This is a genomic window from Burkholderia torrens (genome assembly GCF_984668525.1).
The window spans coordinates 2,063,337-2,088,003 of record NZ_OZ480212.1; the positions used below are offsets into that span (position 1 = coordinate 2,063,337).

At 69.3% G+C, this 24,667-nt stretch carries 20 protein-coding genes and 1 pseudogene; 13 read left to right on the forward strand and 8 right to left on the reverse strand.

Annotation, left to right across the window (positions count from 1 at the left end):
• Positions 1-93 precede the first annotated feature (93 nt).
• Entirely contained in the window at positions 94-1,620 is a 1,527-nt protein-coding gene (locus AC5LXX_RS25480) for a CoA-acylating methylmalonate-semialdehyde dehydrogenase (protein ID WP_493411463.1), read from the forward strand.
• Between the two features lie 14 nt (positions 1,621-1,634).
• On the forward strand, positions 1,635-2,525 hold the full coding sequence (gene mmsB, locus AC5LXX_RS25485; protein WP_493411464.1) for a 3-hydroxyisobutyrate dehydrogenase: 891 nt from the start codon (positions 1,635-1,637) through the stop codon (positions 2,523-2,525).
• Positions 2,526-2,657: 132 nt separating this feature from the next.
• Here mmsB and AC5LXX_RS25490 read toward each other — a convergent pair whose 3' ends face one another.
• The 4 genes from AC5LXX_RS25490 to AC5LXX_RS25505 form a co-directional block, all read right to left on the reverse strand.
• Positions 2,658-2,990 (reverse strand): hypothetical protein, encoded by a 333-nt coding sequence (locus AC5LXX_RS25490; protein WP_493411465.1) that lies wholly within the window; start codon positions 2,988-2,990, stop codon positions 2,658-2,660.
• A 224-nt stretch (positions 2,991-3,214) separates the two neighbouring features.
• Positions 3,215-5,593: a c-type cytochrome gene (locus AC5LXX_RS25495; RefSeq protein ID WP_493411466.1), complete on the reverse strand. Its 2,379-nt coding sequence runs from the start codon at positions 5,591-5,593 to the stop codon at positions 3,215-3,217.
• The gene (locus tag AC5LXX_RS25500; protein WP_493411467.1) at positions 5,583-6,086 is read right to left on the reverse strand and encodes a (2Fe-2S)-binding protein; all 504 of its coding nucleotides are present in this window, start codon (positions 6,084-6,086) and stop codon (positions 5,583-5,585) included. Before AC5LXX_RS25500 ends, AC5LXX_RS25495 begins: the two co-directional genes overlap by 11 nt.
• 172 nt (positions 6,087-6,258) lie before the next feature.
• Complete coding sequence (locus AC5LXX_RS25505; protein WP_493411468.1) at positions 6,259-7,416, reverse strand: FAD-dependent monooxygenase; 1,158 nt, start codon at positions 7,414-7,416, stop codon at positions 6,259-6,261.
• 298 nt (positions 7,417-7,714) lie between these two features.
• On the opposite strand from AC5LXX_RS25505, the gene AC5LXX_RS25510 reads away from it, so the two are divergent.
• From AC5LXX_RS25510 to AC5LXX_RS25530, 5 genes are all read left to right on the forward strand, one after another.
• Positions 7,715-8,467, forward strand: a complete 753-nt coding sequence (locus AC5LXX_RS25510) for a maleate cis-trans isomerase family protein (RefSeq protein WP_322081534.1) — start codon at positions 7,715-7,717, stop codon at positions 8,465-8,467.
• A gap of 27 nt (positions 8,468-8,494) precedes the next feature.
• On the forward strand, positions 8,495-9,325 hold the full coding sequence (locus AC5LXX_RS25515; RefSeq protein ID WP_493411469.1) for an alpha/beta fold hydrolase: 831 nt from the start codon (positions 8,495-8,497) through the stop codon (positions 9,323-9,325).
• 48 nt (positions 9,326-9,373) lie between these two features.
• Positions 9,374-10,414, forward strand: coding sequence for a 2,5-dihydroxypyridine 5,6-dioxygenase NicX family protein (locus AC5LXX_RS25520; RefSeq protein WP_493411470.1), 1,041 nt, complete (start codon positions 9,374-9,376; stop codon positions 10,412-10,414).
• A gap of 19 nt (positions 10,415-10,433) precedes the next feature.
• Positions 10,434-11,087 (forward strand): isochorismatase family protein, encoded by a 654-nt coding sequence (locus tag AC5LXX_RS25525; protein WP_493411471.1) that lies wholly within the window; start codon positions 10,434-10,436, stop codon positions 11,085-11,087.
• Between the two features lie 155 nt (positions 11,088-11,242).
• A complete protein-coding gene (locus AC5LXX_RS25530; RefSeq protein WP_493411472.1) occupies positions 11,243-13,528 on the forward strand; it encodes a xanthine dehydrogenase family protein molybdopterin-binding subunit in 2,286 nt (761 codons plus the stop codon).
• A gap of 23 nt (positions 13,529-13,551) precedes the next feature.
• On the opposite strand, the gene AC5LXX_RS25535 is transcribed toward AC5LXX_RS25530, so the two are convergent.
• Complete coding sequence (locus AC5LXX_RS25535) at positions 13,552-13,998, reverse strand: MarR family winged helix-turn-helix transcriptional regulator (protein WP_493411473.1); 447 nt, start codon at positions 13,996-13,998, stop codon at positions 13,552-13,554.
• A 535-nt stretch (positions 13,999-14,533) separates the two neighbouring features.
• On the opposite strand from AC5LXX_RS25535, the gene AC5LXX_RS25540 reads away from it, so the two are divergent.
• A complete protein-coding gene (locus tag AC5LXX_RS25540) occupies positions 14,534-15,841 on the forward strand; it encodes an MFS transporter (RefSeq protein ID WP_493411474.1) in 1,308 nt (435 codons plus the stop codon).
• A gap of 296 nt (positions 15,842-16,137) precedes the next feature.
• On the forward strand, positions 16,138-16,902 hold the full coding sequence (locus AC5LXX_RS25545) for a DUF4397 domain-containing protein (RefSeq protein WP_493411475.1): 765 nt from the start codon (positions 16,138-16,140) through the stop codon (positions 16,900-16,902).
• Positions 16,903-16,964: 62 nt separating this feature from the next.
• Here AC5LXX_RS25545 and AC5LXX_RS25550 read toward each other — a convergent pair whose 3' ends face one another.
• Both AC5LXX_RS25550 and AC5LXX_RS25555 read right to left on the reverse strand, forming a co-directional pair.
• Positions 16,965-17,513, reverse strand: a complete 549-nt coding sequence (locus AC5LXX_RS25550) for a DUF3005 domain-containing protein (RefSeq protein ID WP_493411476.1) — start codon at positions 17,511-17,513, stop codon at positions 16,965-16,967.
• Positions 17,514-17,720: 207 nt separating this feature from the next.
• Positions 17,721-17,963, reverse strand: a complete 243-nt coding sequence (locus AC5LXX_RS25555) for a hypothetical protein (protein WP_185658140.1) — start codon at positions 17,961-17,963, stop codon at positions 17,721-17,723.
• A gap of 232 nt (positions 17,964-18,195) precedes the next feature.
• On the opposite strand from AC5LXX_RS25555, the gene AC5LXX_RS25560 reads away from it, so the two are divergent.
• The 3 genes from AC5LXX_RS25560 to AC5LXX_RS25570 all read left to right on the forward strand — a co-directional run bounded on the left by AC5LXX_RS25560 (position 18,196) and on the right by AC5LXX_RS25570 (position 21,737).
• Positions 18,196-19,746 (forward strand): NCS1 family nucleobase:cation symporter-1, encoded by a 1,551-nt coding sequence (locus AC5LXX_RS25560; RefSeq protein ID WP_493411477.1) that lies wholly within the window; start codon positions 18,196-18,198, stop codon positions 19,744-19,746.
• Between the two features lie 22 nt (positions 19,747-19,768).
• Complete coding sequence (locus AC5LXX_RS25565) at positions 19,769-20,497, forward strand: aspartate/glutamate racemase family protein (protein WP_493411478.1); 729 nt, start codon at positions 19,769-19,771, stop codon at positions 20,495-20,497.
• A 61-nt stretch (positions 20,498-20,558) separates the two neighbouring features.
• Positions 20,559-21,737: a LysR family transcriptional regulator gene (locus AC5LXX_RS25570; protein ID WP_493411479.1), complete on the forward strand. Its 1,179-nt coding sequence runs from the start codon at positions 20,559-20,561 to the stop codon at positions 21,735-21,737.
• A 278-nt stretch (positions 21,738-22,015) separates the two neighbouring features.
• On the opposite strand, the gene AC5LXX_RS25575 is transcribed toward AC5LXX_RS25570, so the two are convergent.
• Positions 22,016-23,587 carry an MFS transporter gene (locus AC5LXX_RS25575; RefSeq protein ID WP_493411480.1) on the reverse strand — a complete coding sequence of 524 codons (1,572 nt, stop codon included), beginning with the start codon at positions 23,585-23,587 and terminating at the stop codon, positions 22,016-22,018.
• A 100-nt stretch (positions 23,588-23,687) separates the two neighbouring features.
• Here AC5LXX_RS25575 and AC5LXX_RS25580 point away from each other — a divergent pair.
• Positions 23,688-24,578, forward strand: a pseudogene (locus AC5LXX_RS25580) (LysR family transcriptional regulator).
• Positions 24,579-24,667: the final 89 nt, after the last annotated feature.

The following is a 24,667-nucleotide window of genomic DNA, read 5'->3' on the forward strand; positions in this document are numbered from 1 at the left end:
TCGATTTCAGTTCGTCCTGCTGACCGTCGTGCACGCATGCGCGGCGGAAGCAGCCCCCCTTTTACCTTGCCTCACCGCTTTCCGGAGAATTCCATGAACGCCGCAGTTCCCCAGACCACCCTCGCCGTGCCCACCGCCAAGCTGCTGATCGACGGCGCATTCGTCGAATCGCAAAGCGCCGAATGGGGCGACATCGTCAATCCCGCGACGCAGGACGTGATCGGCCGTGTGCCGTATGCGACGCTCGACGAGGTCGACGCCGCGATCGCGTCCGCGCAGCGCGCGTTCCAGACCTGGAAGACGACGCCGATCGGCGCGCGACTGCGCATCATGCTGAAGTTCCAGGATCTCGTGCGCCGCAATCTCGAACGGATCGCGCACACGCTGACGGCCGAGCAGGGCAAGACGCTGCCCGATGCGCAGGGCGACATCTTCCGAGGCCTCGAAGTCGTCGAGCATGCGTGCTCGATCGGCACGCTGCAGCAAGGCGAATTCGCGGAGAACGTCGCGGGCGGCGTCGATACCTACACGCTGCGCCAGCCGATCGGCGTGTGCGCGGGCATCACGCCGTTCAACTTCCCCGGCATGATCCCGCTGTGGATGTTCCCGATGGCGATCGTGTGCGGCAACACGTTCGTGCTGAAGCCGTCGGAGCAGGACCCGCTGTCGACGATGCAGCTGGTCGAGCTCGCGATCGAGGCCGGCGTACCGCAAGGCGTGCTGAACGTCGTGCACGGCGGCAAGACGGTGGTCGACCGCCTGTGCACGCATCCGGACATCAAGGCGATCTCGTTCGTCGGTTCGACGCGCGTCGGCACGCACGTGTACAACCTCGGCAGCCAACACGGCAAGCGCGTGCAGTCGATGATGGGCGCGAAGAACCACGCGGTCGTGCTGCCCGATGCGCACCGCGAGCAGTCGATCAATGCGCTCGTCGGCGCGGGCTTCGGCGCGGCCGGCCAGCGCTGCATGGCGACCTCGGTCGTCGTGCTGGTCGGCAAGGCGCGCGACTGGCTGCCCGATCTCGTCGAGAAGGCGAAGGTGCTGAAGATCAACGCGGGCCACGAGCCCGGCACCGATGTCGGGCCGGTCGTGTCGAAGGCCGCGCAGGCGCGCATCACCGCGCTGATCGACGAAGGCGTGAAGGCCGGCGCGAAGCTGGAACTCGACGGCCGCGACGTGAAGGTGCCCGGCTACGAGCAGGGCAACTTCGTCGGCCCGACGATCTTCTCGGGCGTGACGACCGACATGTCGATCTATACGGAAGAAATCTTCGGGCCGGTGGTGGTCGTGCTCGAAGCCGACACGCTCGACGACGCGATCGCGCTCGTCAACGCGAACCCGATGGGCAACGGCGTCGGCCTGTTCACGCAGAGCGGCGCGGCCGCACGCAAGTTCCAGAGCGAGATCGACATCGGCCAGGTCGGCATCAACATCCCGATTCCGGTGCCGGTGCCCTACTTCAGCTTCACGGGCTCGCGCGGCTCGAAGCTCGGCGATCTCGGCCCGTACGGCAAGCAGGTCGTGCAGTTCTACACGCAGACCAAGACGGTCACCGCGCGCTGGTTCGACGACGACGCGACGGCCGGCGGCGTGAACACGACGATCGCGCTGCGCTGATAGAGGGCCCGCACATGGAAATTGCATTCATCGGACTCGGCAACATGGGCGGCCCCATGGCCGCCAATCTGCTCAAGGCCGGCCACGCGCTGACGGTGTTCGACCTCGACGCGCATGCGGTCGACGCCGCGGTGCGCGCGGGTGCGATGGCGGCCGGCTCGCCGCGCGAAGCGGCTGCACGCGGCGCCGTCGTGATCACGATGCTGCCGGCCGCGCAGCACGTGCGCGCGGTCTACCTCGGCGACGACGGCGTGCTGGCCGGCGCGCGGGCGGGCGCGCTGCTGATCGACTGCAGCACGATCGATCCCGGCACCGTGCGCGCGGTGGCCGACGCCGCCGCACAACGCGACTTCCCGCTCGCCGATGCGCCCGTGTCGGGCGGCACCGGCGGCGCGCAGGCCGGCACGCTGACCTTCATGGTCGGCGCGAGCGCCGCGCTGTTCGAGCGCATCCGGCCCGTGCTGCTCGACATGGGCAAGAACGTCGTGCATTGCGGCGGCACGGGCACCGGGCAGATCGCGAAGATCTGCAACAACCTGCTGCTCGGGATCTCGATGATGGGCGTGTCGGAAGCCATGGCGCTCGGCGCCGCGCTCGGCATCGATCCGGCCGTGCTGGCCGGCATCATCAACACGTCGACCGGCCGCTGCTGGAGCTCGGACACGTACAACCCGTATCCGGGCGTGAGCGACACGGCGCCGGCCGCACGCGGCTATGCGGGCGGCTTCGCGGCCAACCTGATGCTGAAGGATCTCGGGCTGGCGACCGAAGCCGCCCGGAGCGCGCATCAGCCGGTATGGATGGGCGCGCTCGCGCAGCAGCTCTATCAGTCGATGAGCCAGCAGGGGCTCGGCACGCTCGATTTCTCCGCGTGCGTGAAGCTGTACGAGGCACGGCCGGCCTGAGCCGAACGGCCAGCGCCCAATGTGCGCCGACCCGCGATGTGCCAGTCCGGCATCGCGGGTCGATTTGCATGCGGGGGAGGGAAATGCAGGCGTCGCTTCAGGCGCCGGCGGTGCGCGGGCACCGCCGTGCGTTCAACCGCGCGGGTTCGATGCCGTCTCGAAGGTCGGATGGCACTCGAACGCGAGTTCGGAGCGCGCGTCGACGCTGGCGCGGCCGGACAGCGACTCCTGCTTCATGCTCGCGCGCATCCCGCGCTGCGTGCAGTAGTTGGTCGCTTCGCTGAGGGCCTTTTCATGGGCGTCGGCCCACGAGGTCGACATGCCGACCGTACGGGTCTTCACGGTGTACACGTTCGGGTTCGACGTGGCGGTCACGTCGGAAGCGGTCGAACACGCGGCGAGCAAGCATGCAGCAGCCGCGACGGTCAACCATCGCAGGGTTCGGTAAGAGACTGGAATGGACATGAGGGGCAGGCGCACGCCGTTCGACGTGCATTGAGCAACATAGGCGACAGTATGCCTGCTCGATCGCCGGAGATCATGCCCCTTTCAGTGAACACATTGTTTCGAATGGTTAAACGATGGACGTTTCAGGCAAGATTTACAGCCGTCGCCCGCGCGCATTTTCGTCGGGCAGGTCATTTCGCCCTGCCCGCATGGCGTTCCGGGCGCTCATGCGCGCATGACGGTCAAGGTTCGCCCGCCTGCCGGATCCTCGCCGATGCTTCCGCCAGGTTCCGCCACGCCGGCTGCCCCGGTGCATAGCGCGCACGGATGTAGGCGGCAAGCTCGGCCATCTGGCGGTCGTCGAAGGCCGCGCCGAAACCGGGCATGTAGCCGAGCTGGTCGGTGGCCGGCTGGTCGATCCCGTGGTGCAGCACGCGCAGCAGGTTGTCCGGCGTCGACTGGCTGACGCTCGTGTTGAGCCCCATCAGCGGACGCACGCCGAAATGCCCGACGCCGCCCGATTCCGCATGACAGACCGCGCACGCCGCGTCGAACGCGCGGCGGCCGTTCTCGAGGCCGAGCGTCGCGACGGTTTCCGCGCCGCGCGCCTGGCGGGTTGCCGCGTCCGCGGCGACCGCGGCATCGACCGGCGGCGACAGCGACGCCAGATAGTGCGCGATCGCCCGGACGTCGGACTCGGGCAGCGCCGCGAGCCCCGCGACGACGGGCGCCATCGGTCCGGCCGCGACGCCGTGCTGCGCGGAGAAACCCGTGCGCAGATAGTCGAACAGCGCGCCTTCGGTCCATGGCACGGGCGAGGCCGGCGACGCGACGAGCGGCGGCGCGACCCATCCCTCCGCTTCGCCGCCAGACAGGTAGGCCAGGCCGCCCTTCTCCGCACCGAGCGCGTTGCGCGGCGTATGGCAGGCGCCGCAGTGCCCGGCACCGTCGACCAGATACTTGCCGCGATTCCACGTCGCGGAGCGCGCCGGGTCCGGTGCAAACGGCCGCGCGTCGTGATACAGCCAGTTCCAGCCGGCGACGAGGCGCCGCTGGTCGAGCGGGAACGGCAGTTTCGTCTTCGGCGGCACGTGCTTCACCGGCGGCTGCGACATCAGGTACGCATAGAGCGCGAGCAGGTCGGGCTCGCTCAGCTTCGCGAACGCCGTGTACGGGAACGCCGGGTACAGGTGCGTACCGTCGCGTGAGACGCCCTCGCGCATCGCGCGGGCGAACGCCGGATACGACCAGGTGCCGATGCCGGTTTCCGGATCGGGCGTGAGGTTCGTCGTGTAGATCGTGCCGAACGGCGTATCGAGCGCGAGCCCGCCCGCGTTGGTCGCGCCGCCGGGGGCCGTGTGGCATACCGCGCAATCGCCGGCAAGGGCGACCTGGCGGCCGCGTTCGAGCGTCGCGGCACTCCACATCGCGCCGTCCGCGCCGCCGGGCGCAACGGGTGCGATCGGCGCGGGCCCCGGCAGGATCGCGCACGCGAGCCCGATCAGCCCGCCGACCACCCCGCCCGCGCCGCCGCCGGCCAGCCAGCGGCGCCAGCGCGATGCACGGCGCGGGGCCGCATGCAGCCCGTCGCCGGCATCGGCCGGCACCGGTTGCGCGAGTGCCGCGCGAATGTGCGCGGCATCGAATGGCGGCGCACGAAAGCGCACGCCCGTCGCGTCGTACAGTGCGTTCGCGATCGCCGCCGCGGCCGGTGCCGCCGCCTGCTCGATCCGACGCGCATCGTGCACGGACAGCTCGCCCTGCGTGCGGTGCGCCGCTGCGTCGGATACGACCAGTTCGTGTGCGATCGCGTCCGGCTGCGCATCGGCACCGGTCTCGTCGTGGGCGGCCCGCGCGGACAACCGGGCCCCCATCACGCGCGAAATCGCGGCCTCGATCTGCCACGCGGGCAAGCCGGCCAGCGCCGCGTCGCCCGGCTCGCCGTTGCCCTGCCCGGCCACGACGCGCCGTACCGCGACATCGCCCGTCGCACGGTCGACTTCGAGATCGACGACCCATGCGGACCAGCGCGGGTCGCCGTCATGGCGGGCATCGCCGGATTCGGCCGCGGGCTCGCCGTCGAATGCGAAGCCGCGTCCGCTGACCGTCGAACGCGTGTTCACGCGGGCCGTGACCGGCACGCCCCATGCGGCGCGCTCGCTGACCATCCGGATCGTCTCGCGCGGCCCCGCATCCCGCGCGGCATCGAGGTGCTGCAGCCGCAGCGCGACCGGGTCGCGTCGCAACGCGCTGGCGAGTTCGTCGACGAAGGATTCGCGGGCAAATGCGTGCGCTTGACCGGGAATCGCACCGTCGACATCGGCCAGTTCGATCGACGTCTGCGCGTGCCGGTAGACGAACGGCGATGCCGCGCCGGCATCCGCCCCGCGCGCATCGTGCGCGCCTGCACCGGCCGCCTGCGCGCGATAGCGCCAGGCCGTCATCCGCCCGTCGGGTTCGGTGCGCGTTTCGATGTCGAACGACGCGCGTGCATGCGTGTCGCCGATCGGCCATTCGTAGCGCGCACGGTGTGCGTGCGATGCGCCGGTGGCAGGATCATCGCGCGTGTCGAGCACCTCGGCGTGCTCCCGTTGCGCAGGCAGGTTCGCGTCACGCTTCATCGCCGTCTCGCAGATAGCGTGCGGCGCGATGCACCGCACGGATGATCTCCAGATGCGTGCCGCAACGACACAGGTTGAAGCGCAGCGCGTCGCGGATCGCCGCATCGTCCGGCGCGGGGTGGCGGTCGAGCAGCGCCTTCGTGCTCATGATCATCCCGTTCAGGCAATAACCGCATTGCGCGGCCTGCTCGTCGACGAACGCGCGCTGGATCGGATGCAGCGCGTCGCGCGAGCCGAGCCCTTCGAGCGTCGTGACGTCGCGCCCGTTCGCGGCGGCGGCCGGCACGACGCACGAACGCGTGGCCTGCCCGTCGACGAGTACCGTGCACGCACCGCACTGCCCGAGCCCGCAGCCGTATTTCGGGCCGTTGAGCGCGCAGTCGTTGCGCAGGACCAGCAGCAGCGGCGCGTCGGGCGCGGCGGCGTCGAAGGTGTGCGGCGTGCCGTTCACGCGAAACGCCAGCGGCCGCGACGGAGAGGCGGGATGGGACATGAGTGGATCCGGAATGCGGCGCGCGGGCCGGGAGCGGCCGGCGGCGGGCACTGCCGCCGGCTGGCGCCCGCCGGCGCGCGCCTGACATATAACACGCCGAAATGCGCACGTACCCGCGCATGTCGATCGCCGCGACGGCCCGGCACCGGCCGGCGCGGGCACCGCGGGCGCATCAGGCCGCGGCCGCCACGTTGCTGCGCGACGGCGCCGCGAGCGGCACGTCGAACACGTCGTAACCGAACACCCACGACGGATCCTCGTTCGTGCGCAGCCACGTGTTGTTGTGCGACACGAGTTGCACCTTCGACGCGCGCGCCGCGCGGTTCGCCTCGTACAGCGCGAATGCGCCCGCGTAGTCGCCGATGCCGACTTCATCGAGACAGCGCGCGAGCATCGCGGCATCCTCGATCGCCATCGCCGCGCCCTGCGCCATGTGCGGCTTCATCGGATGGCACGCGTCGCCGAGCAGCACGAGGCGGCCGCGGCTCCACAACGGCAGCGGATCGCGCTCGAGCAGCGGCCACTTGGTGATCGACGGCGAAACGTCGATCAGGTGCTGGATGTCGGCGTGGAACCCCGCGAACGCCTCGCGCATCTCGTCGCGGCTGCTGTCGACCATCGATACGCCGTCGGGCCACTCGGCCTGCGGCACACCCGTCACGTAGTAATACTCGTCACGCTTCTCGGTCACGTAGTAGACCATCATGTGGCGATCCTCCGACCACCACTTCACGCACATGTCGTACGGCTTGTTGGCGAGCAGCGACGCCGGGAACACCGCGCGGTGCGCGACATAACCCGTGTAGCGCGGCGGTTCCGCGCCGAGCAGGTGCTCGCGGATCCGCGAATTCACGCCGTCCGCGCCGATCACGATGTCGGCCGTCTCGACGCTGCCGTCGGTGAACGTCAGGCGCACCGCGTCGCCGGTGTCCTCCACCGCCGCGAGCCGCTTGCCGAAGCGGATCGTGCCGGGCGTGACCGCCTGCGTCATCAACGCATGGAAATCGCCGCGATGCACGGTCAGGTAACTCGCGCCGTAGGTCCTGCGCGCGTAGTCGCCGAGCGGAATCTGCGACAGCACGTCGGCCGTCCGCCAGTCGCGGCTGTACCAGAAATCCGGGTGCGAACCCATCGTCTCCAGCGCGTCCTCGCAGCCGATGCGCCGCATGATCTTCATCACGTTCGGCCCGAGATGGATGCCCGCGCCGAGGCGCGAGAACGCGGGCGCCTGCTCGTACAGCGCGACGTCGTAACCGCCGCGCTGCAGCAGCGCAGCCGCGGCCGTGCCGCCGAGACCGGCGCCGATGATTGCGATACGGGGTTTGCTCATGCGGATCTCCTGATCGTGGGCCCGTGGCCGAACGCGGCACGGATACGGGCGGATTGAATGGCGTTTATGTAGCGTACACACTCAATTTATTCAGGACAAGTGGATTATCGAGCGTCGTCACTGCATTCGGGAAAACACCGATAATTCCTCACAAACCCGCACACGCCAATGGACACGCTGCGTTACACCTCATTTTGATTCATTGCCATTTTCAAATGTACACACTAGACTTTGCTCGACATCCGGCGATCCCGCACCCGCGTGCCGCCCCACCCTTACCGACACGGAGCCTCCCGTCATGAGCAAGACCTACCGCATCGGCCAGATCGTGCCGAGTTCCAACACGACGATGGAAACCGAGATTCCCGCGATGCTGCGGTTGCGCGAAACGATCCGTCCCGAGCGCTTCACTTACCACTCGAGCCGGATGCGGATGAAGAAGGTCGTCAAGGAAGAACTCGCGGCAATGGATGCCGAATCCGACCGCTGCGCGGTGGAACTGAGCGATGCGCGCGTCGACGTGCTCGGCTACGCGTGCCTCGTCGCGATCATGGCGATGGGCCACGGCTACCACCGCGTGTCGCAGGCGCGCCTCACGAAGCACACGGCCGACAACGGCGCGCAGGCGCCCGTGCTGACGAGCGCGGGCGCGCTCGTCGACGCGCTGAAGGTGATCGGCGCGAAGCGCATCGTCGTCGTCGCGCCGTACATGCTGCCGCTCACCGAGCTCGTGGTCGACTACATCCGCAACGAAGGCTTCGACGTACTCGCCTATCGCGCGCTGGAGATTCCCGACAACCTCGACGTCGGCCGCCACGATCCGGCACGCCTGCCCGACATCGTGAAGACGCTGCCGTACCAGGACGCCGACGCGATCGTGCTGTCCGCCTGCGTGCAGATGCCGTCGCTGCCGGCCGTCGCGAAGGTCGAGGCGATGACGGGCAAGCCGGTCGTCACGGCCGCGATCGCGACCACCTACGCGATGCTGCGCGAGCTCGACCTCGAGCCCGTCGTGCCCGGCGCCGGCGCGCTGCTGTCCGGCGCGTACTGAGCGCGGCCCTTCCGACGGAGTCCATTCATGTCCTCGACTTTCCTGTACGGCGCGAACATCCGCGCGAACGGCATCCGCCAGCACTACCTGCGCTACGGCGGCACGACCGGCGCGCGCGCGTCGCGCCCGGCGATCGTGCTGATCCCCGGCATCACGAGCCCCGCGATCACGTGGGGCTTCGTCGGCGAAGTGTTCGGCGCGGCATTCGACACCTACGTGCTCGACGTGCGCGGCCGCGGGCTGTCGGACGCGTCGCCGTCGCTCGACTACGGCCTCGATGCGCAGGCGGACGACATCGCGGCGCTCGTCGCCGCGCTCGGCCTGCCGCGCACGAGCCTCGTCGGCCATTCGATGGGCGCGCGGATCGCTGCGCGCGCGGCGCGGCGCGATATCCGCGGGCTCGCGTCCGTCGTGCTCGTCGACCCGCCCGTATCGGGCCCGAACCGCCGCGACTATCCGGGCAAGCTGCCGTGGTACATCGACTCGATGGCGCTCGCCCGTGCCGGCACCGATGGCGAAGGCATGCGCGCGTTCTGCCCGACCTGGACCGACGCCGAACTGCAGCTGCGCGCCGAATGGCTGCATACCTGCGACGAGCGTGCGGTGCGCGCGTCGTACGAAGGATTCCATACCGACGATTTCCACGCCGATGCCGCGCAACTGGCCGTGCCGTCGCTGCTGATCACGGCCGAGCGCGGCGACGTGGTGCGCGACGACGACGTCGCCGAACTGCAGCGCGCGACGCCATCGATGCGGCACGTGCGCGTGCCCGACGCCGGCCACATGATTCCGTGGGACAACGCCGCGGGCTTCTACGCGGCGTTCGGCGACTTCCTCGGCGCGCCGCTCGCCGCCTGATCGCGCGGCGCCCGCCCTCTTTCCCCTACGCCTTTACCGGAGCCGACGATGCCAGTCAGCGATACCCAACTGATCGACGCGTGGAAGCAGGTCCTCACGCTGTCGCGCCTCGAACCGGGCCAGACCGTCACGATCCTGACGAGCGCGGCCACCCACCCACAGACGCTGTCGTGCGCGCTGATCGCGACGCAATCGATGGGCGCGATCGTCAACCGGCTCGACCTGCCGCCGGTGAACGGCGACAAGGCGTTCAGCCGCGACCCGCTCGCCTATCTCGGCACGACGCCGCTGACCGGCAACAAGGCCGCGATCGCCGCGCTGCGCGAGAGCGACCTCGTACTCGACCTGATGACGCTGCTGTTCTCGCCCGAGCAGCACGAGATCCTGAAGTCCGGCACGAAGATCCTGCTCGCGGTCGAGCCGCCCGAGGTGCTCGTGCGGATGGTGCCGACGCCGGCCGACCGCACGCGCGTGCTCGCCGCGTCGAAGAAAATCGCGGCTGCCCGCGAGATGCGCGTGACCTCGGCGGCCGGCACTGCGCTCGTGTGCCCGCTCGGCGAGTTCCCGCCGACGGCCGAATACGGCTTCGTCGACGCGCCGGGCCGCTGGGACCACTGGCCGAGCGGTTTCGCACTGACCTACCCGAACGACCGCACCGCGCGCGGCACGATCGTGATCGATCGCGGCGACATCCTGCTGCCGCAGAAACACTACGTGAGCGAGCCGATCGCGCTGACCGTCGAAGGCGGCTTCGCGACGCGCATCGAAGGCGGCGTCGACGCCGACCTGCTGCGCGACTACATGGAAACGTTCGCCGACCCGGAAGGCTATGCGATCTCGCATATCGGCTGGGGGCTGCAGCCGCGTGCGCGCTGGTCGACGCTCGGGCTGTACGACCGCGAGGCGACGATCGGGATGGATGCGCGCGCGTTCGAGGGCAACTTCCTGTTCTCGCTCGGCCCGAACAACGAAGGCGGCGGCAACCGCACGACCACCTGCCACATCGACATCCCGCTGCGCCGCTGCACGGTCGAACTCGACGGCGAGACCGTCGTGCGCGACGGCCGCGTGACCGATCAACCCGCCTGACCGACGAGCACCCGACACCATGAACGATCTTTCCCGTCACGCCGAAGCGAACGTGTATCGCCAGCAGGGTTTCGGCACGCCGCTGCCGCCGCACGGCAACATCGGCCTGCTGATCGTCGATTTCGTGGTCGGCTTCGCCGATCCCGCGACGTTCGGCGGCGGCAACATCGCGCCGGCGATCGCGCGCACGACGCATGCGCTCGCGCTTGCTCGCGAACGCGGCTGGCCGGTCGCGCACAGCCGCATCGTTTATGCGGACGACGGCAGCGACGACAACGTGTTCTCGCTGAAGGTGCCCGGCATGGCGACGCTGACCGAGCACCACCCGAACAGCGCGATCGTGCCCGAACTCACGCCCGCGCCGGGCGAACTCGTCGTGCGCAAGACCGTACCGTCGGCGTTCTTCGGCACGCAGCTGGCGCCGTGGCTCGCCCAGCGCGCGGTGCAGACGCTGCTCGTCGCGGGCGCCGTGACGAGCGGCTGCGTGCGCGCGAGCGTGGTCGACGCGATGTCGCACGGGTTCCGCCCGCTCGTGCTGGCCGATTGCGTCGGCGATCGCGCGATCGCGCCGCACGACGCGAACTTGTTCGACATGCAGCAGAAATATGCAGCCGTGATGCCGCTCGACGACGCGATCGCGGCGATCGATGCGCTACAGGCCCGCGCGCGCTGAATCGCGACGGATCGCGGGCGGCCCCATGTGTCGTGTCGCCCGCGATTGACGCTGCGCTTTTGGCGGCCTAGATTGGCTTCACGCGCGCCGCCGCCCGAACGCTTTCCGACGCCGCCGCCCGCCGGCCGCACCGCTCCCGACAGGACCACTCCCCCGTGAACCGCTCCGAACTGCTCGCGCGCGACGGCTGCCTGACCGTCATCCGGCCGCCCGCGCCGCCCGTCAAGCCGGCGCCCGGCCAACCGGGCAGCCTGTCGTCCTACGTGCCCGCGCTGCCCGAAGTCTTCGTCGCGATTCTCGACGACGGCCGCATCCTCGCGTTCAACGGCCACGTCGATCTCGGCACCGGGATCCGCACGTCGCTCGCGCAGATCGTCGCCGAGGAACTCGACGTGCCGGCCGCGCGCGTGACGATGGTGCTCGGCGACACGGCCGCGACCCCGAACCAGGGCCCGACCATCGCGAGCGCGACGATCCAGATTTCCGCGACGCCGCTGCGCTGCGCGGCCGCGCAGGCGCGTCACGCGCTGCTCGCGCTCGCGGCCGAGCGATTCGGTGTCGACGCGGCGCGGCTGGCCGTCGACGATGGAACGATTTCGGCCGATGGACAGGCGATCACGTTCGCCGCGCTCGTCACCGCGCACCGGATCGCGCTGCCCCTCGACCTGAACACCCGCACGAAGGATCCCGCGCACTACCGGATCGTCGGCAAATCGGCGCCGCGTGTCGACCTGCCCGCGAAGGCGACCGGCCAGCTCACGTTCGTGCACGACATGCGCGTGCCGGGCATGCTGCACGGCCGCGTCGTGCGGCCGCCGTATGCGGGCCACGACAGCGGCGCATTCGTCGGCACCTCGCTCGTCGACGTCGACCGCGCGTCGGTGGCCGGCGTGCCGGGGCTCGTGGCCGTCGTCGCGCTCGGCGATTTTGTCGGCGTCGTCGCCGAGCGCGAGGAACACGCGATCCGCGCGGCGCGCCAGTTGCGCGTGACGTGGCGGCCGCATCCCGCGTTGCCGCCGCTCGACGATCCGGCCGCCGCGATCGCCGCCGCGCCGGCCACGCGCCGCGTGCTGCTCGACGAAGGCGACGTCGATGCCGCGCGAACCCAACCGGATACGATCACGCTGTCGCGCACCTATGCGTGGCCGTTCCAGATGCACGGCTCGATCGGCCCGTCCTGCGCGCTCGCCGACTACCGCGAGCCGGGCGATGGGCGAATCACCGTGTGGTCCGGCACGCAGAACCCCGTGTCGCTGCGCCATGACCTCGCGACGCTCGTCGCGCGCGACGAAGCCGATCTCGACGTCGTGCGGATGGAAGCGGCCGGCTGCTACGGCCGCAACGGCGCGGACGACGTGTGCGGCGACGCGCTGCTGCTGTCGCGCGCGGTCGGCCGCCCGGTGCGCGTGCAGTTGTCGCGCGCGGACGAGCATCTGTGGGAACCGAAAGGCACGGGCCAGCTGATGCAGGTAACCGGCACCGTCACGCGCGACGGCCGCCTGCTCGGCTACGACTTCACGACACGCTATCCGTCGAACGATGCGCCGCTGCTCGCGGCGCTGCTGACCGGCACGATCGCGCCCGAGCCGCGCGTGTTCGAAATGGGCGATCGCACGGCGGTGTCGCCGTATGCGAGCCCGCATCGCCGTTTCGTCTGCGAGGATCTCGCGCCGCTCGTGCGTGCGTCGTGGCTGCGCGGCGTATCGGCGTTGCCGAACTCGTTCGCGCACGATGCGTTCGCCGACGAGTGCGCGGCGCTGACGGGCGTCGATCCGCTCGCGTTCCGGCTGCGCCATCTGCAGGACACGCGCGCGATCGCGCTGCTGCAGGCCGTGGCCGATCGCGCGGGCTGGACGCCGCGCGTGCCACGCCCGCCTCACGAACAGGACGGGTCGCGGCTCGCGCGCGGCCGCGGCATCGCCTATGCGCGCTACGTGCACAGTCGTTTCCCCGGATTCGGCGCGGCGTGGTCGGCCTGGATCGTTGACCTGTGCGTCGACTGCGTGTCGGGCGAAATACGCATCGAACGCGTGACGGTCGGCCAGGACACGGGCACGATGATCAACCCGGATGGCGTGCGCCACCAGATCCACGGCAACGTGATCCAGGTATTGAGCCGCACGCTGAAGGAACGCGTGCGGTTCGCGGACGGCAAGGTCGCGTCGCGCGAATGGGCGAGCTATCCGCTCCTGACCTTCGCGGAAGTCCCGGATGTCGATGTAGTCTTGATGCCGAGGCAAGGCGAACCGCCGCTCGGCGCAGGCGAATCGGCCTCGGTGCCGGGCCCCGCCGCTGTCGCGAACGCGCTGTTCGATGCGACCGGCGTGCGGTTCTACGCGCCGCCGTTCACACCCGAAGCAGTACGCGCCGCACTACGCGATGCTGGCCGGCTGATGCACGCCGACGAAGCGGGCGCCTCCGTCGCGGCAGGCGCGGCGTAGGCCGCACCTGCGCCGCTCGCGCGTCACGCGTCGCCGTCGTCTTCCATCATCTTGCGCAGCAGAAACTGCAGCGCGACGCGCTCGCCGGGATTGAGCGCACCATACGTACGCTCCGTCACCTGCCGCGCGAACGGCACCGTGCGGTCGATCAGCGCAAGGCCGGACGCGGTGGTACGCACGATCAGCTTGCGGCCGTCGTTCGGGTCGGGCAGCACCTCGATCAGCGCGCGCGCCTTCAGGCGCTCGACGACGCCACGGATCGTCGCCTGATCGATCGCGGTCGCCTTGACGATGTCGTTGAGCGAGCACGCCTGCCGCTCCTTGACCGCGCACAACGTCACGAACTGCGCGGCGGTGAGGTCCGAATCGGGGATCGCTTCCTGGAAGATCGATACGTGCCGCTGATACGCGCGGCGCAGCAGGTGCCCGACCTGGTCGTGAAAGTCGTAGGAATCCTTCGAAGACGCCATGAAAGTGCAGGCCCCGTGCCGGGTGTAAGTGAAAGACAAGCAGTGTACACCCTCAAATCAGCGCAATCGGCGAACGGATCGCTGCGTCATTGCGGTGCATCAGGTTGCGCGGCACCGGGCACGCATCGCGCCAGGCGATTGCCCCATGGACAGGGCGCCCCGGCCAAGACACCGGCGCGAGAGCCCGCCGGGCCCGTTCGCGCCGACTGTCGCACATGCATTCGCGTGCCGTCGCAGGCTTCCGCGCACACACTTCTTTTTTGAGTGTATGCGCACGAATTCCGTGCATGCATCCATACCCGGACCACCCTTTTCAGCGGGCACTCCATATCGTCGAAAACCCCTTCATAAACACGGATTTTCTCGCGCAAACGCTTTCCTGCGGATGGTCGGATTCGTGCCTGTGCGATTCGGTATTTTCTAGTGTGTACGCTATTTAATTGCCGTGATATACAGGTTCCAGTGCGCAGCGGAACCTCCGCGCGCGTCGATCGAGCCACCCATTCATCCGTCACACTCGAACAGGGGCAGTCCCATGTCTACCGCACACCCGAGCGCCGCCGTTTCCCCCGACGACGCGTTGCACGGCCAGCTCTATCGCAAGGTCACGCTGCGCCTCATCACCCTCTTCTGCCTGTGCTACTTCGCGGCCTATCTCGACCGCATCAACATCGGCCTCGCGAAACTCCAGATGCTCGACGCACTGAAGTTCAGCGATACCGTGTACGGCCTCGGCGCCGGCCTGTTCTTCGGCGGCTACATCCTGTTCGAAGTCCCGAGCAACCTGGTGCTGCAACGCGTCGGTGCGAAACTGTGGATCGCGCGGATCATGATCACGTGGGGCCTGCTGTCGGGTGCGACGATGTTCGTGCATACGCCGATGCAGTTCTACGTCGTGCGCTTCCTGCTCGGTGCCGCCGAGGCCGGCTTCCTGCCGGGCGTGCTGCTGTACCTGACGCAGTGGTATCCCGATGCGCGCCGTGCGCGGATCGTCGCGCTGTTCATGGTCGGCCTGCCGCTGTCGAGCATGATCGGCAGCCCGATCTCCGGCTGGATCATGCGCGCGTTCGACGGCGCGCACGGGATCGGCGGCTGGCAGTGGCTGTTCCTGCTCGAAGCGCTGCCGTCGGTGCTGCTCGGCTTCGCCGTGCTGCGCTGGCTGCCCAACAACATCGAAGCCGCGCAATGGCTGAACGCCGACGAGAAGCGCACGCTGCGCGCGAACCTCGACGCCGATCCGTCCGGCAACAAGAGCCATGCGCTCGCCAAGGCATTCTCCGACCCGAAGGTGTGGGCGCTCGGCCTGATCGACCTGTGCGTGCTGCTCGGCCTGTATGCGGTGAGCTTCTGGCTGCCGACGATCCTGCGCGACACCGGCGTGAAGGATGCGTACCACATCGGCTGGCTGATGGTGATCCCGAATGCCGCCGCCGTGCTCGCCACGCTGTACTGCGGCGCGAGCTCCGATCGCGCACGCGAACGCCGCTGGCATATCGTCGTACCGTTCATGGTGTCGGCCGTCGCGCTGGCGGTCGCGGCTTCGTCGTCGCACGGCACGCTCGCGACGGTACTGCTGTTCTCGCTGATCAATGCAGGCGCGGCCGCCGCGATGCCGGTCGTCTGGGCACTGCCGTCGACGTTCCTGAAGGGCTCGGCCGCCGCCGGCGGGATCGCGTTCGCGTGCTCGATCGCGAACCTCGGCGGGTTCGGCAGCACCTACTTCATCGGCTGGCTGCGCGACACGTTCCATTCGCAAAGCGCGGGACTGTATGGCTTTGCCGCATGCATGGTGGTCGGCTGCGCCCTCGCGCTCGCGTATCCGGCCAGGCTCGTGAACCGCTGACACGGTGCGTCGCCCGCGCGACGCTGTCTTTTTTACAACCGCACCGAGCGTGCGACCCGCCCCGCGCCCGCTTCGCCGCACTTCGTTCGTCTCGTCCCGCGCACGCCGCCGCAACGGCGCGTGCGTGCCTCCCGCCGCCCTGCGCCGTCGTCCGCCGCACAGGCACATCGCTTGCGCCATCCCCGCGCCCGCCTCTGCGGCGGTCAACACCCTTCCTTCAACCGGCGCTGCGCCCCGCGCGACGCTTCGCGCGGCGGTCCCGCATCGTCAGCAGGTTCCCTGAACGAGAGGACAACATGAAATCAATACGAACGCTGGTGGCCCTGTGCTCTGCCGTTTCCGTGCTCGCGGCATGCGGCGGCGACGGCAACGACGTCGGCACCGTACTCGGCATCTCGAAGCCGCAGGCGCGCTTCATCAACGCGGTGCCGGCCGGACCGAATCTCGACTACTACCTGAACGCGAAGCTCGACCAGGCCGGCGTCGCGTACAAGGGCGTGACGCGCTATCACGATGTCGATTCGGGCACGCAGAACGCGAGCTATGACGTCTCGGGCACGACGACGACCATCGCCGCGCAGACGTTCAGCGCGGCGAACGGCCATCACTACACGACGATCGCGCTGCCGAGCACGACGTCGCTGATTTCCGTGATCGACGATCCGTACGACAAGGGCCTGCTGTCGGACAAGGCGCGCGTGCGCAGCTTCAACGCGTCGCCGAACGCGCAGAACGTCGACGTGTACATCGTCCCGCCGGGCACCGACATCACGACGCAAAGCCCGACGATGGCGGGCGCGGCCTACCAGAATGCGGTGCCGGCCACGACGCAGGATTCGAACTACCTGAACGGCGGCAGCTACCAGGTGATCGTCACGACGGCCGGCAGCAAGACGCCGATCCTCAAGACCGCGCCGGTCACCATCAACAACAACGCCGACTGGCTGCTGCTGACGATTCCGTCGGGCGGGGTCGGCGACGTGACGCCGAACGATATCCACGTGCTCGTCGCGCAAGGCAACGACGCCGATACGTCCGCGCAAGAACTCGGTCCGCAGTAAGGACCGCCAACGGTCGTGGCGGCCGGTGCGGTTGCGCCGGCCGCCACGCCCCGATTACCGCATCAGTCGACCGGCTCGAGGCAGATCACGTGCTCGGCGCGCGTACCGTTGCCGTGTTCGACATCGACATCGCCGACATGGCGCACGCGCCAGCCCGGCCGCGTCGCGATCTGCGGCAGGTTGCCGGACGGACGGCTCTCGATCCCGCCGAGCCCTTCATCGGGTGTCTCGACCGCTTCGTCGAGCGATGCGTTCGAATAGATCACGTTGTCCTGCAGTTCCGACGCGCCGGTGCGCGCCTCCATGCCCTTGCCGTCGACGTCGACCGTGTTGTCGGTCATCGCCATGTTCGCGTTGTCGAGCGTGACGATCCGGCCGGCGGCCCGGCGCACGGGATCGCCGCTGTCGACCGCATGCGCGTCGACGTCGATCGGCGGCAGGCCGGTCGGCATTTTCCCGGCGATGGCCTCGGGCGTCATCGGACGCCGCGCCACCTGCGCCGCCTGGGTTGCGGCATCCGGCATGTCGCCGGCAGCCGGTGTCTTCACCGGGCTCTTCTCGATCTGTTCGCGCTGCTTTTCCGGGGTAGGGTTCGATTCCGCGTTCTGCATCGCACCTCCTTGCCCGGCCGGCGTACGCCGGCGTCACGCCGTCACCGCCGGTCCGGAAATCGCTACAACGGTCCTTGCAAATCTTTCATGCACGCGGCCGCGCGCACACGCGCCACCCGGCGCGCATGCCTGCCCGGCACCGCACACGACAAAAGCGGACGGCACACCGCACGCAGCAAGCATGCCGCCCGTCCGGTCAAGCGCCCGTCAGCCGCCGCTTGCGCCGCCCGGCGCGGAGGCCGCACCCGGCAGGCTCGCGCCGCCGCCGGCCGCCCCGCTGCTCGGCGTGCCCGACGGCGCGGTGGACGGCGCGGCCGACATGCCGCTCGTCGCACCCGAGTCTGAACTGGAGTCGCTCTTCTTCTGGCAGCCTGCGCCCGCCGCCAGGCCCGCAATCAGGAGGCCGGCGAAGACGGCTCGCGATACGTGACGAAATGAATATCGCTGCATGACACCTCCGCTGATGTCGATGTGGATGGAGCCCGCTGACCCGCAATTTGCGTGCCGCACCCGGCCGTTGCCGGCGGGCGGCTTCCATTCATTTTTCAAATGACGCCCAGCCGAATATTTAATTTCCCATCGTCGTGGCCGCCACCCATACTCGCGAACAAATCCGAGACATAACGTCCACGGCGGCCGAGCCGGCGCTGCGTCCCTACGCGGCCGGTTTCGCGCCCCGCACATGGAAGGAGACAACGGCGTGCAACTGGAAGCCACCCACCGCCCGGGCCTCGTGCCCGGCGCGGACGACGCATCGCATCGAACCGGTTCGGCCACGCGCGACCCCGCGCTGAGCCCGCGGCTGCACAATCCCGACCTCGCGCCGACCAAGGCCGAGGGCCGGACCTGGGGCCGCTACAGCATCTTTGCGCTGTGGACCAACGACGTGCACAACATCGCGAATTACTCGTTCGCGATCGGGCTGTTCGCGCTCGGCCTGTCGGGCTGGCAGATGCTCGCATCGCTCGCGATCGGCGCGGTGCTCGTCTATTTCTTCATGAACCTCACCGGCTACATGGGCCAGAAGACCGGCGTGCCGTTCCCGGTGATCAGCCGAATGAGCTTCGGCATCTACGGCGCGCTGCTGCCCGCGATGATCCGCGCGGTGATCGCGATCGCCTGGTTCGGCATCCAGACCTATCTCGCGTCCGTCGTACTGCGCGTGCTGCTCACGGCGATCTGGCCGGGCCTCGCCGCGTTCGACCAGAATGCGATCTTCGGGCTGTCGACGCTCGGCTGGCTCACGTTCGTCGCGATCTGGCTCGTGCAGATCGGCATCCTCACGTTCGGGATGGAAATGGTCCGCAAGTACGAGGGGCTCGCCGGCCCGGTGATCCTCGTCACGACGCTGTCGCTCGCCGCGTGGATGATCAGCCGCACGGGCGGCCATCTCGCGATGTCGATCGGCAAGCCGATGACGGGCCTGAAGATGTGGACGGAAATCTTCGCGGGCGGCTCGCTGTGGCTCGCGATCTACGGCACGCTGGTGCTCAACTTCTGCGATTTCGCCCGTTCGTCGCCGAGCGCGAAGACGGTGCGCGTCGGCAACTTCTGGGGCCTGCCGGTCAACATCGTCGTGTTCGCGACGATCAGCTTCGTGCTCGCCGGCGCGCAGTTCAAGCTGAACGGCCACATCATCCACAGCCCGACGGAAATCATCGCGACGGTGCCGAACAAGCTGTTCCTCGTGCTCGGTTGTCTCGCATTCCTGATCGTGACGGTCGCCGTGAACATCATGGCGAACTTCGTCGCACCGGCGTTCGTGCTGACGAGCCTTGCGCCGCATCGCCTGTCGTTCCGCCGCGCGGGCCTGATCAGCGCGACGATCGCCGTGCTGATCCTGCCGTGGAATCTGTACAACAGCCCGATCGTGATCGTCTACTTCCTGTCCGGCCTCGGCGCGCTGCTCGGCCCGCTGTACGGGATCATCACGGTCGACTACTGGCTCGTGCGCAAGCAGCGCGTGAACGTGCCCGATCTCTATACCGAAGCGCCGACCGGCGCGTACTTCTACACGCGCGGCGTGAACCGCAAGGCGCTCGCGGCGCTCGCGCCGTCCGCGCTGATCTCGATCACGCTCGCCGTCGTGCCGGCCTTCAGCGCGATGACGCCGTTCTCCTGGCTGCTCGGCGCGGCCATCGCGGGCAGCGTGTACTGGCTGCTGGCCGATCGCAAACGGCAATACGAAGCGCGCTCGGGCGAATCCATCGCGGTCGCCTGCGCACAACACTGACATACACGCATACGGAGTCGCAATGAGGATCCTGGTAGTCAACGTCAACACGACCGAGTCGATCACCGACGCGATCGCCGCGCAGGCGCAGGCCGCCGCGTCGCCCGGCACGGAGATCGTCGGGCTGACGCCGCGCTTCGGCGCGGAGTCGATCGAAGGCAACTTCGAGAGCTACCTCGCGGCGATCGCCGTGATGGATCGCGTGTTGAGCTACGACGAACCGTACGACGCGGTGATCCAGGCCGGCTACGGCGAACACGGCCGAGAAGGACTGCAGGAGCTGCTGACGGTGCCCGTCGTCGACATCACCGAAGCGGCCGCGAGCGTCGCGATGCTGCTCGGCCACCGCTATTCGGTCGTCACGACGCTCGACCGCACGGTGCCGCTGATCGAGGATCGGCTGAAACTCGCCGGGCTCGACGCGCGCTGCGCGTCGGTACGCGCCAGTGGCCTCGCGGTGCTCGAACTCGAGGAGAACCCGGCCCGCGCGATCGAGTCGATCGTCGGCCAGGCGCAGCGCGCGGTGAAGGACGATCACGCGGAAGTGATCTGCCTCGGCTGCGGCGGAATGGCCGGCCTCGACCGGCAGATCGAGGAATCCACGGGCGTGCCGGTCGTCGACGGCGTGTCGGCCGCGGTCGCGCTCGCCGAGTCGCTGGTGCGCCTGAAGCTGAAGACGTCGAAGGTCCGCACGTACGCGCCGCCGCGCCCGAAGCGGATCGTCGGCTGGCCGGGCACCTTCGCAAAATGACGCGCCGCCGGCCGGCAGTCGCGTCGCGCGCGGTCACGGTGTCGCCGGGAGGCGGATCGGCATGCGGGACCCGCTAGACCCGACCACCCTGCCGCGCCACGCGGCCGACGCCGCGGGCGCGCTCGACGTGCTCGATGCGCGGCTGATGCGAGTCCTGCTCGTGCTGCTGACCGAGCGCACCGTGTCGCGTGCAGCCGTGCGCCTGAACATGTCGCAGCCGGCGACGAGCGCCGCGCTCAAGCGGCTGCGCACGCTGCTCGGCGATCCTCTGCTGGTGCGCAGCCGCTACGGCATGGTGCCGACCGAATTCGGCGCGCGGCTGATCGAGCCGCTGCGCAACGCGTTGCGCGTGATCGACTTCATCCGCATCCAGCAGCCGACGTTCGACGCGCGCACGTCGGTGCGCACCTACCGGATCGGCTGCCCCGACTACCTGAACGTGCTGTTCGTGCCGAAGCTCGTCGCGCTGTTTCGCGAGCGCGCGCCGAACGCGCAGCTCGTCTTCCATCCGCTCGGCGACGGCTTCGACGACGAGCGCGCGCTGGCGGACGGCGAACTCGACATCGTGATCGACAACCGTCCCGCGCGCCAGTCGCGCTTCCGGCAGGACGACCTGTTCGACGACCGCGTCGTATGCCTGATGCGCGCGACGCATCCGCTCGCTCGACGCGGCGTGCTGACGGCCGCCGATTTCGTGGCGGCGCCGCAGCTGTGCCCGACGCCGTCGTGGCTCGAGGCGTCCGGCGCGATCGACCGGCAGCTCGAACGCGTGGGCCTGCAGCGGCACATCGTCGTCACGCTGCCGCACTTCGAACTCGCCGCGCACGCGCTCGTGCGCACCGACATGATCCTCACCACCACGTACCGGCTCGCGCGGCACTATGCGAAGCTGCTGCCGCTCGCCGCGATCGCGCTGCCGGCCGAACCGCCGGACATCGTGTACCGAATGACGTGGAACGAATCGGGCGCGTGCGCAGAGGGCGTGCGCTGGCTGCGCGGGGTGATCGCGGAAGCGACGCGAGCGTGGCTCGATGCCGAGGCGATGCTGCCGGCGGTCGCCGCGGTCGCTGCCGGCACGGATGCGGATGCGGATGCGCCGGCGACCGCGCCGGCCGTCGCCGATACACCTGAATCCACCCGACGCACGCGCCGCAAGCAGGCGACGCATTGCCGCGCATCGCACCCTGCTCGCGTCGCGCACGCGGCACGCATCCACCGTATCGCGACGAAGCCGCATTGACCGGCGCCATGCCGACGCCGGGACGATATGCCCGATTTCCGCATGTCGAATCAATCCTGTTTATCTGCCCCGCACCGCATCGTCGGAATGACGCCTCGAACCCTTGCCAGCGGGCTTCGCATCGCCGATGGCCGCGGCTGCCGGATCGAAGAACACCGCATGAAGACGGCACTCGTTGCACGGGTAACAGAACCTCGATCGTCGATGACATCCTGAATCCGCTGCGTGAAACCGGAACGCACTAGCTTGATGATTCCATACGCATGCGCCACTGACCGTCACGCGCCGTCGCGCATCGGTTGCGCCAGCAACTTGTATGCAACGACGGCCGCGCCGAGCGCCAGCACACCGCTCGCCGTCAGCGCGTCGGCGAACCCGCTCGCGAATGCGACGGGCGCTGCGTGGGCGAGTACGCCCGCGGCCGACGGCGGCACGCGGCCGAGCGCTTGCGCCAGATCGCCGGCCAGCAGGCTCGACAGGAACTGCTCGTCGGCGAATGCGCGCAGGCCGGGCGTGGCGGAAAGCAGCCCGTCGAGCCGCGCGTGCGTGCTCGCCGCCAGCACCGCCCCGAGCACGCCGACGGCCGTCACGATCGCCGAGAAACGCGTCGTCGTGCTGATGCCCGACGCCATGCCCGTGCGCTCGGGCGGGACGCACGCCATGATTGCCTTCTGCGTGTCGCCGTTCATGATGCCGGCGCCGCAGCCCGTCACGAACATGCCGATCGCGACGAGCCGATAGTCGCCGCTGGCCGTCAGCGCCGCGGTGACGAGATTGCCCGCGCCGATCAGCGCGAGCCCGCCCGCCAGCACGCCGCCCGACGACACGCGCGCAGCGAGCGCCGCACCGAGCGACGGGCCGGCGATCATCGCGAACGCGAACGGCAGCATCCCGAGCCCTGCGTCGATCGCCGACATCCCGAACGCGTTCTGCAGGTACAGCGGCAGGAACGTCATCATCACCTGCGCGCACGCCGCGTAGCCGAACATCGCGAGCACCGCGCCGACGAAGCGCGGCTGGCGGAACAGCGCGAGATCGATCATCGGCCGCGCCTGCCAGCGCTCCGCGCCGATGAACGCGGCCAACAGCGCAGCGGCAAGCGCGAGCCGGCCAAGCGTCGCGGCCGACAACCAGCCGTGCGCGGGCGCGCCGATCAGCGCCGCGATCGCACATGCGAGCGCCGCGCCGAACAGCAGGCTGCCGGCCGCATCCACGCGTTTCGCGTGCGGATCCTTCGACTCGTCGATCGCGACGCGTGCACCGGCCGCCAGCAGCGCGCACACCGGCAGGTTCAGCAGGAACACCCAGCGCCACCCGATCCATTGCGTGATCGCGCCGCCGACGAGCGGTGCAATCGCCGTCGCGATCCCCATGCACATGCCCCAGATCGCCCACGCGCGCGCCCGTTCGCGCCCGTCCGGAAAACGATTCGCGATCACCGCGAGCGCGGCCGTCAGCAGCAGCGCGGCGCCGCCGCCCTTCACCGCGCGCGCGGCGATCAGCCAGCCTGCCGACGGCGCGATGCCGCAGCCGAGCGACGCGAGAAAGAAGAGCGCGAGCCCCGCGAAGAGCATCCGCTTGCGCCCGAAGCGGTCGGCGAGCCCGCCGGCCGGCAGCAGGCACGCGGCGAACGCCGTCATGTACGCGCTCACGACCCATTCGATGTCTGCGAAACTCGCATGAAAACTGCGCGCGATGCTCGGCAGCGAGACGGCGACGACGTTCGTGTCGAGCACGATCAGCGAACAGGTCGCCGACGCGACCGCGAGCGTCGCGGCGGCCGGCAGGCGCGTGCCTGCACGCGGGGCGGCAGCCGCGTCCGCACGCGACGCCGGGGAAGATTGGGACATCGAACACTCCGGGACAGGATGGACAAGCCGTATGCTAGGCTTTCCCCTTATTACCTGTCATTGACACTCCAGCGCTGTTTTATTGACGAAAATTGCAATCATGGATCGGCTCGAATTCCGTCACGTGCGCGCGTTCCTGAGCGTCGCGCGGCACCTGCATTTCGCCCGCGCGGCCGACGCGCTCGACATGGCGCCGCCCGCGCTCACGCGGCAGATTCAGGAAGCCGAACGCGTGCTCGGCGTGCGGCTCTTTCACCGCTCGCGCCGCGCGGTCACGCTGAGTGCGGCCGGCGAGGCCTATCTCGCCGAAGCGAGCGCCGCGTTCGAACACCTGGAGCGCGGCCGCGAACTCGCCGCGCTGGCCGAGCGCGGCGAACTCGGCCGGATCGAGATCGGCTACGTGTCGTCCGCCGTCTATTCGGGCACGCTGCAGCGCACGGTCGGCGCGTTCCGTGCCGCGCATCCGCGTATCGACCTGAACCTGCGCGAAGTGCCGATGGACGACGTCGCGCACCAGCTCGACGCGGGCCGGCTCGACCTCGCGTACGTACGCCCGCCGCTGCCGCTGCCCGGCGGGCTGCGGATCGTCACGCTGCAGCGCGACGTGTTCGTCGCGGCCGTGCCGGCCGATTCGCGCTACGCGGAAACGGCAACCGTGCGCGCGGCCGACCTCGCCGACGCGCGCTTCGCGCTGCCGGAACAGGAGCGCGGCACGCTCGAAGTCGCGCGCCGCGGCCGTTTTGCGCCGCTGATCGCCGCACGGCCGGGCGGCTTGCTCGCGGTGCTCGCGTGAGTGTCCGTGAACGGCTGGGTCGCGGTGATTCCCGATGCGCTGGCCGGTTGCGTGTCTCTGCCGGGTATCGTGTACCGGCCGATCGCCGGCAAGCCGATCGTGTCGGAGCTGGCGCTCGCGCACCGCCGCTTCGAGAAGGCGCCGGCCGTACGCGCGTTCCTGCGCACGATCGTGCCGGCCGCATCGAGCCCCGCCTGAGACCGGCCGCCTGCACGCGCCGGCGCCGGCCCGTCCGGCCCTTGCCGCGCGAATATGCATTGCACGATTCGATGTTTGTCGGCCGGAAA

Bases quoted from the DNA above. Each gene is read 5' to 3' on its own strand.
- AC5LXX_RS25500 (WP_493411467.1), bottom strand. From the start codon at position 6,086: ATGTCCCATCCCGCCTCTCCGTCGCGGCCGCTGGCGTTTCGCGTGAAC.
- AC5LXX_RS25545 (WP_493411475.1), top strand. From the start codon at position 16,138: ATGAAATCAATACGAACGCTGGTGGCCCTGTGCTCTGCCGTTTCCGTG.
- AC5LXX_RS25480 (WP_493411463.1), top strand. From the start codon at position 94: ATGAACGCCGCAGTTCCCCAGACCACCCTCGCCGTGCCCACCGCCAAG.
- AC5LXX_RS25495 (WP_493411466.1), bottom strand. From the start codon at position 5,593: ATGAAGCGTGACGCGAACCTGCCTGCGCAACGGGAGCACGCCGAGGTG.
- AC5LXX_RS25520 (WP_493411470.1), top strand. From the start codon at position 9,374: ATGCCAGTCAGCGATACCCAACTGATCGACGCGTGGAAGCAGGTCCTC.
- AC5LXX_RS25565 (WP_493411478.1), top strand. From the start codon at position 19,769: ATGAGGATCCTGGTAGTCAACGTCAACACGACCGAGTCGATCACCGAC.
- AC5LXX_RS25575 (WP_493411480.1), bottom strand. From the start codon at position 23,587: ATGTCCCAATCTTCCCCGGCGTCGCGTGCGGACGCGGCTGCCGCCCCG.
- AC5LXX_RS25490 (WP_493411465.1), bottom strand. From the start codon at position 2,990: ATGTCCATTCCAGTCTCTTACCGAACCCTGCGATGGTTGACCGTCGCG.
- AC5LXX_RS25535 (WP_493411473.1), bottom strand. From the start codon at position 13,998: ATGGCGTCTTCGAAGGATTCCTACGACTTTCACGACCAGGTCGGGCAC.
- AC5LXX_RS25570 (WP_493411479.1), top strand. From the start codon at position 20,559: ATGCGGGACCCGCTAGACCCGACCACCCTGCCGCGCCACGCGGCCGAC.
- mmsB (WP_493411464.1), top strand. From the start codon at position 1,635: ATGGAAATTGCATTCATCGGACTCGGCAACATGGGCGGCCCCATGGCC.
- AC5LXX_RS25515 (WP_493411469.1), top strand. From the start codon at position 8,495: ATGTCCTCGACTTTCCTGTACGGCGCGAACATCCGCGCGAACGGCATC.
- AC5LXX_RS25550 (WP_493411476.1), bottom strand. From the start codon at position 17,513: ATGCAGAACGCGGAATCGAACCCTACCCCGGAAAAGCAGCGCGAACAG.
- AC5LXX_RS25510 (WP_322081534.1), top strand. From the start codon at position 7,715: ATGAGCAAGACCTACCGCATCGGCCAGATCGTGCCGAGTTCCAACACG.
- AC5LXX_RS25525 (WP_493411471.1), top strand. From the start codon at position 10,434: ATGAACGATCTTTCCCGTCACGCCGAAGCGAACGTGTATCGCCAGCAG.
- AC5LXX_RS25555 (WP_185658140.1), bottom strand. From the start codon at position 17,963: ATGCAGCGATATTCATTTCGTCACGTATCGCGAGCCGTCTTCGCCGGC.
- AC5LXX_RS25560 (WP_493411477.1), top strand. From the start codon at position 18,196: ATGGAAGGAGACAACGGCGTGCAACTGGAAGCCACCCACCGCCCGGGC.
- AC5LXX_RS25505 (WP_493411468.1), bottom strand. From the start codon at position 7,416: ATGAGCAAACCCCGTATCGCAATCATCGGCGCCGGTCTCGGCGGCACG.
- AC5LXX_RS25540 (WP_493411474.1), top strand. From the start codon at position 14,534: ATGTCTACCGCACACCCGAGCGCCGCCGTTTCCCCCGACGACGCGTTG.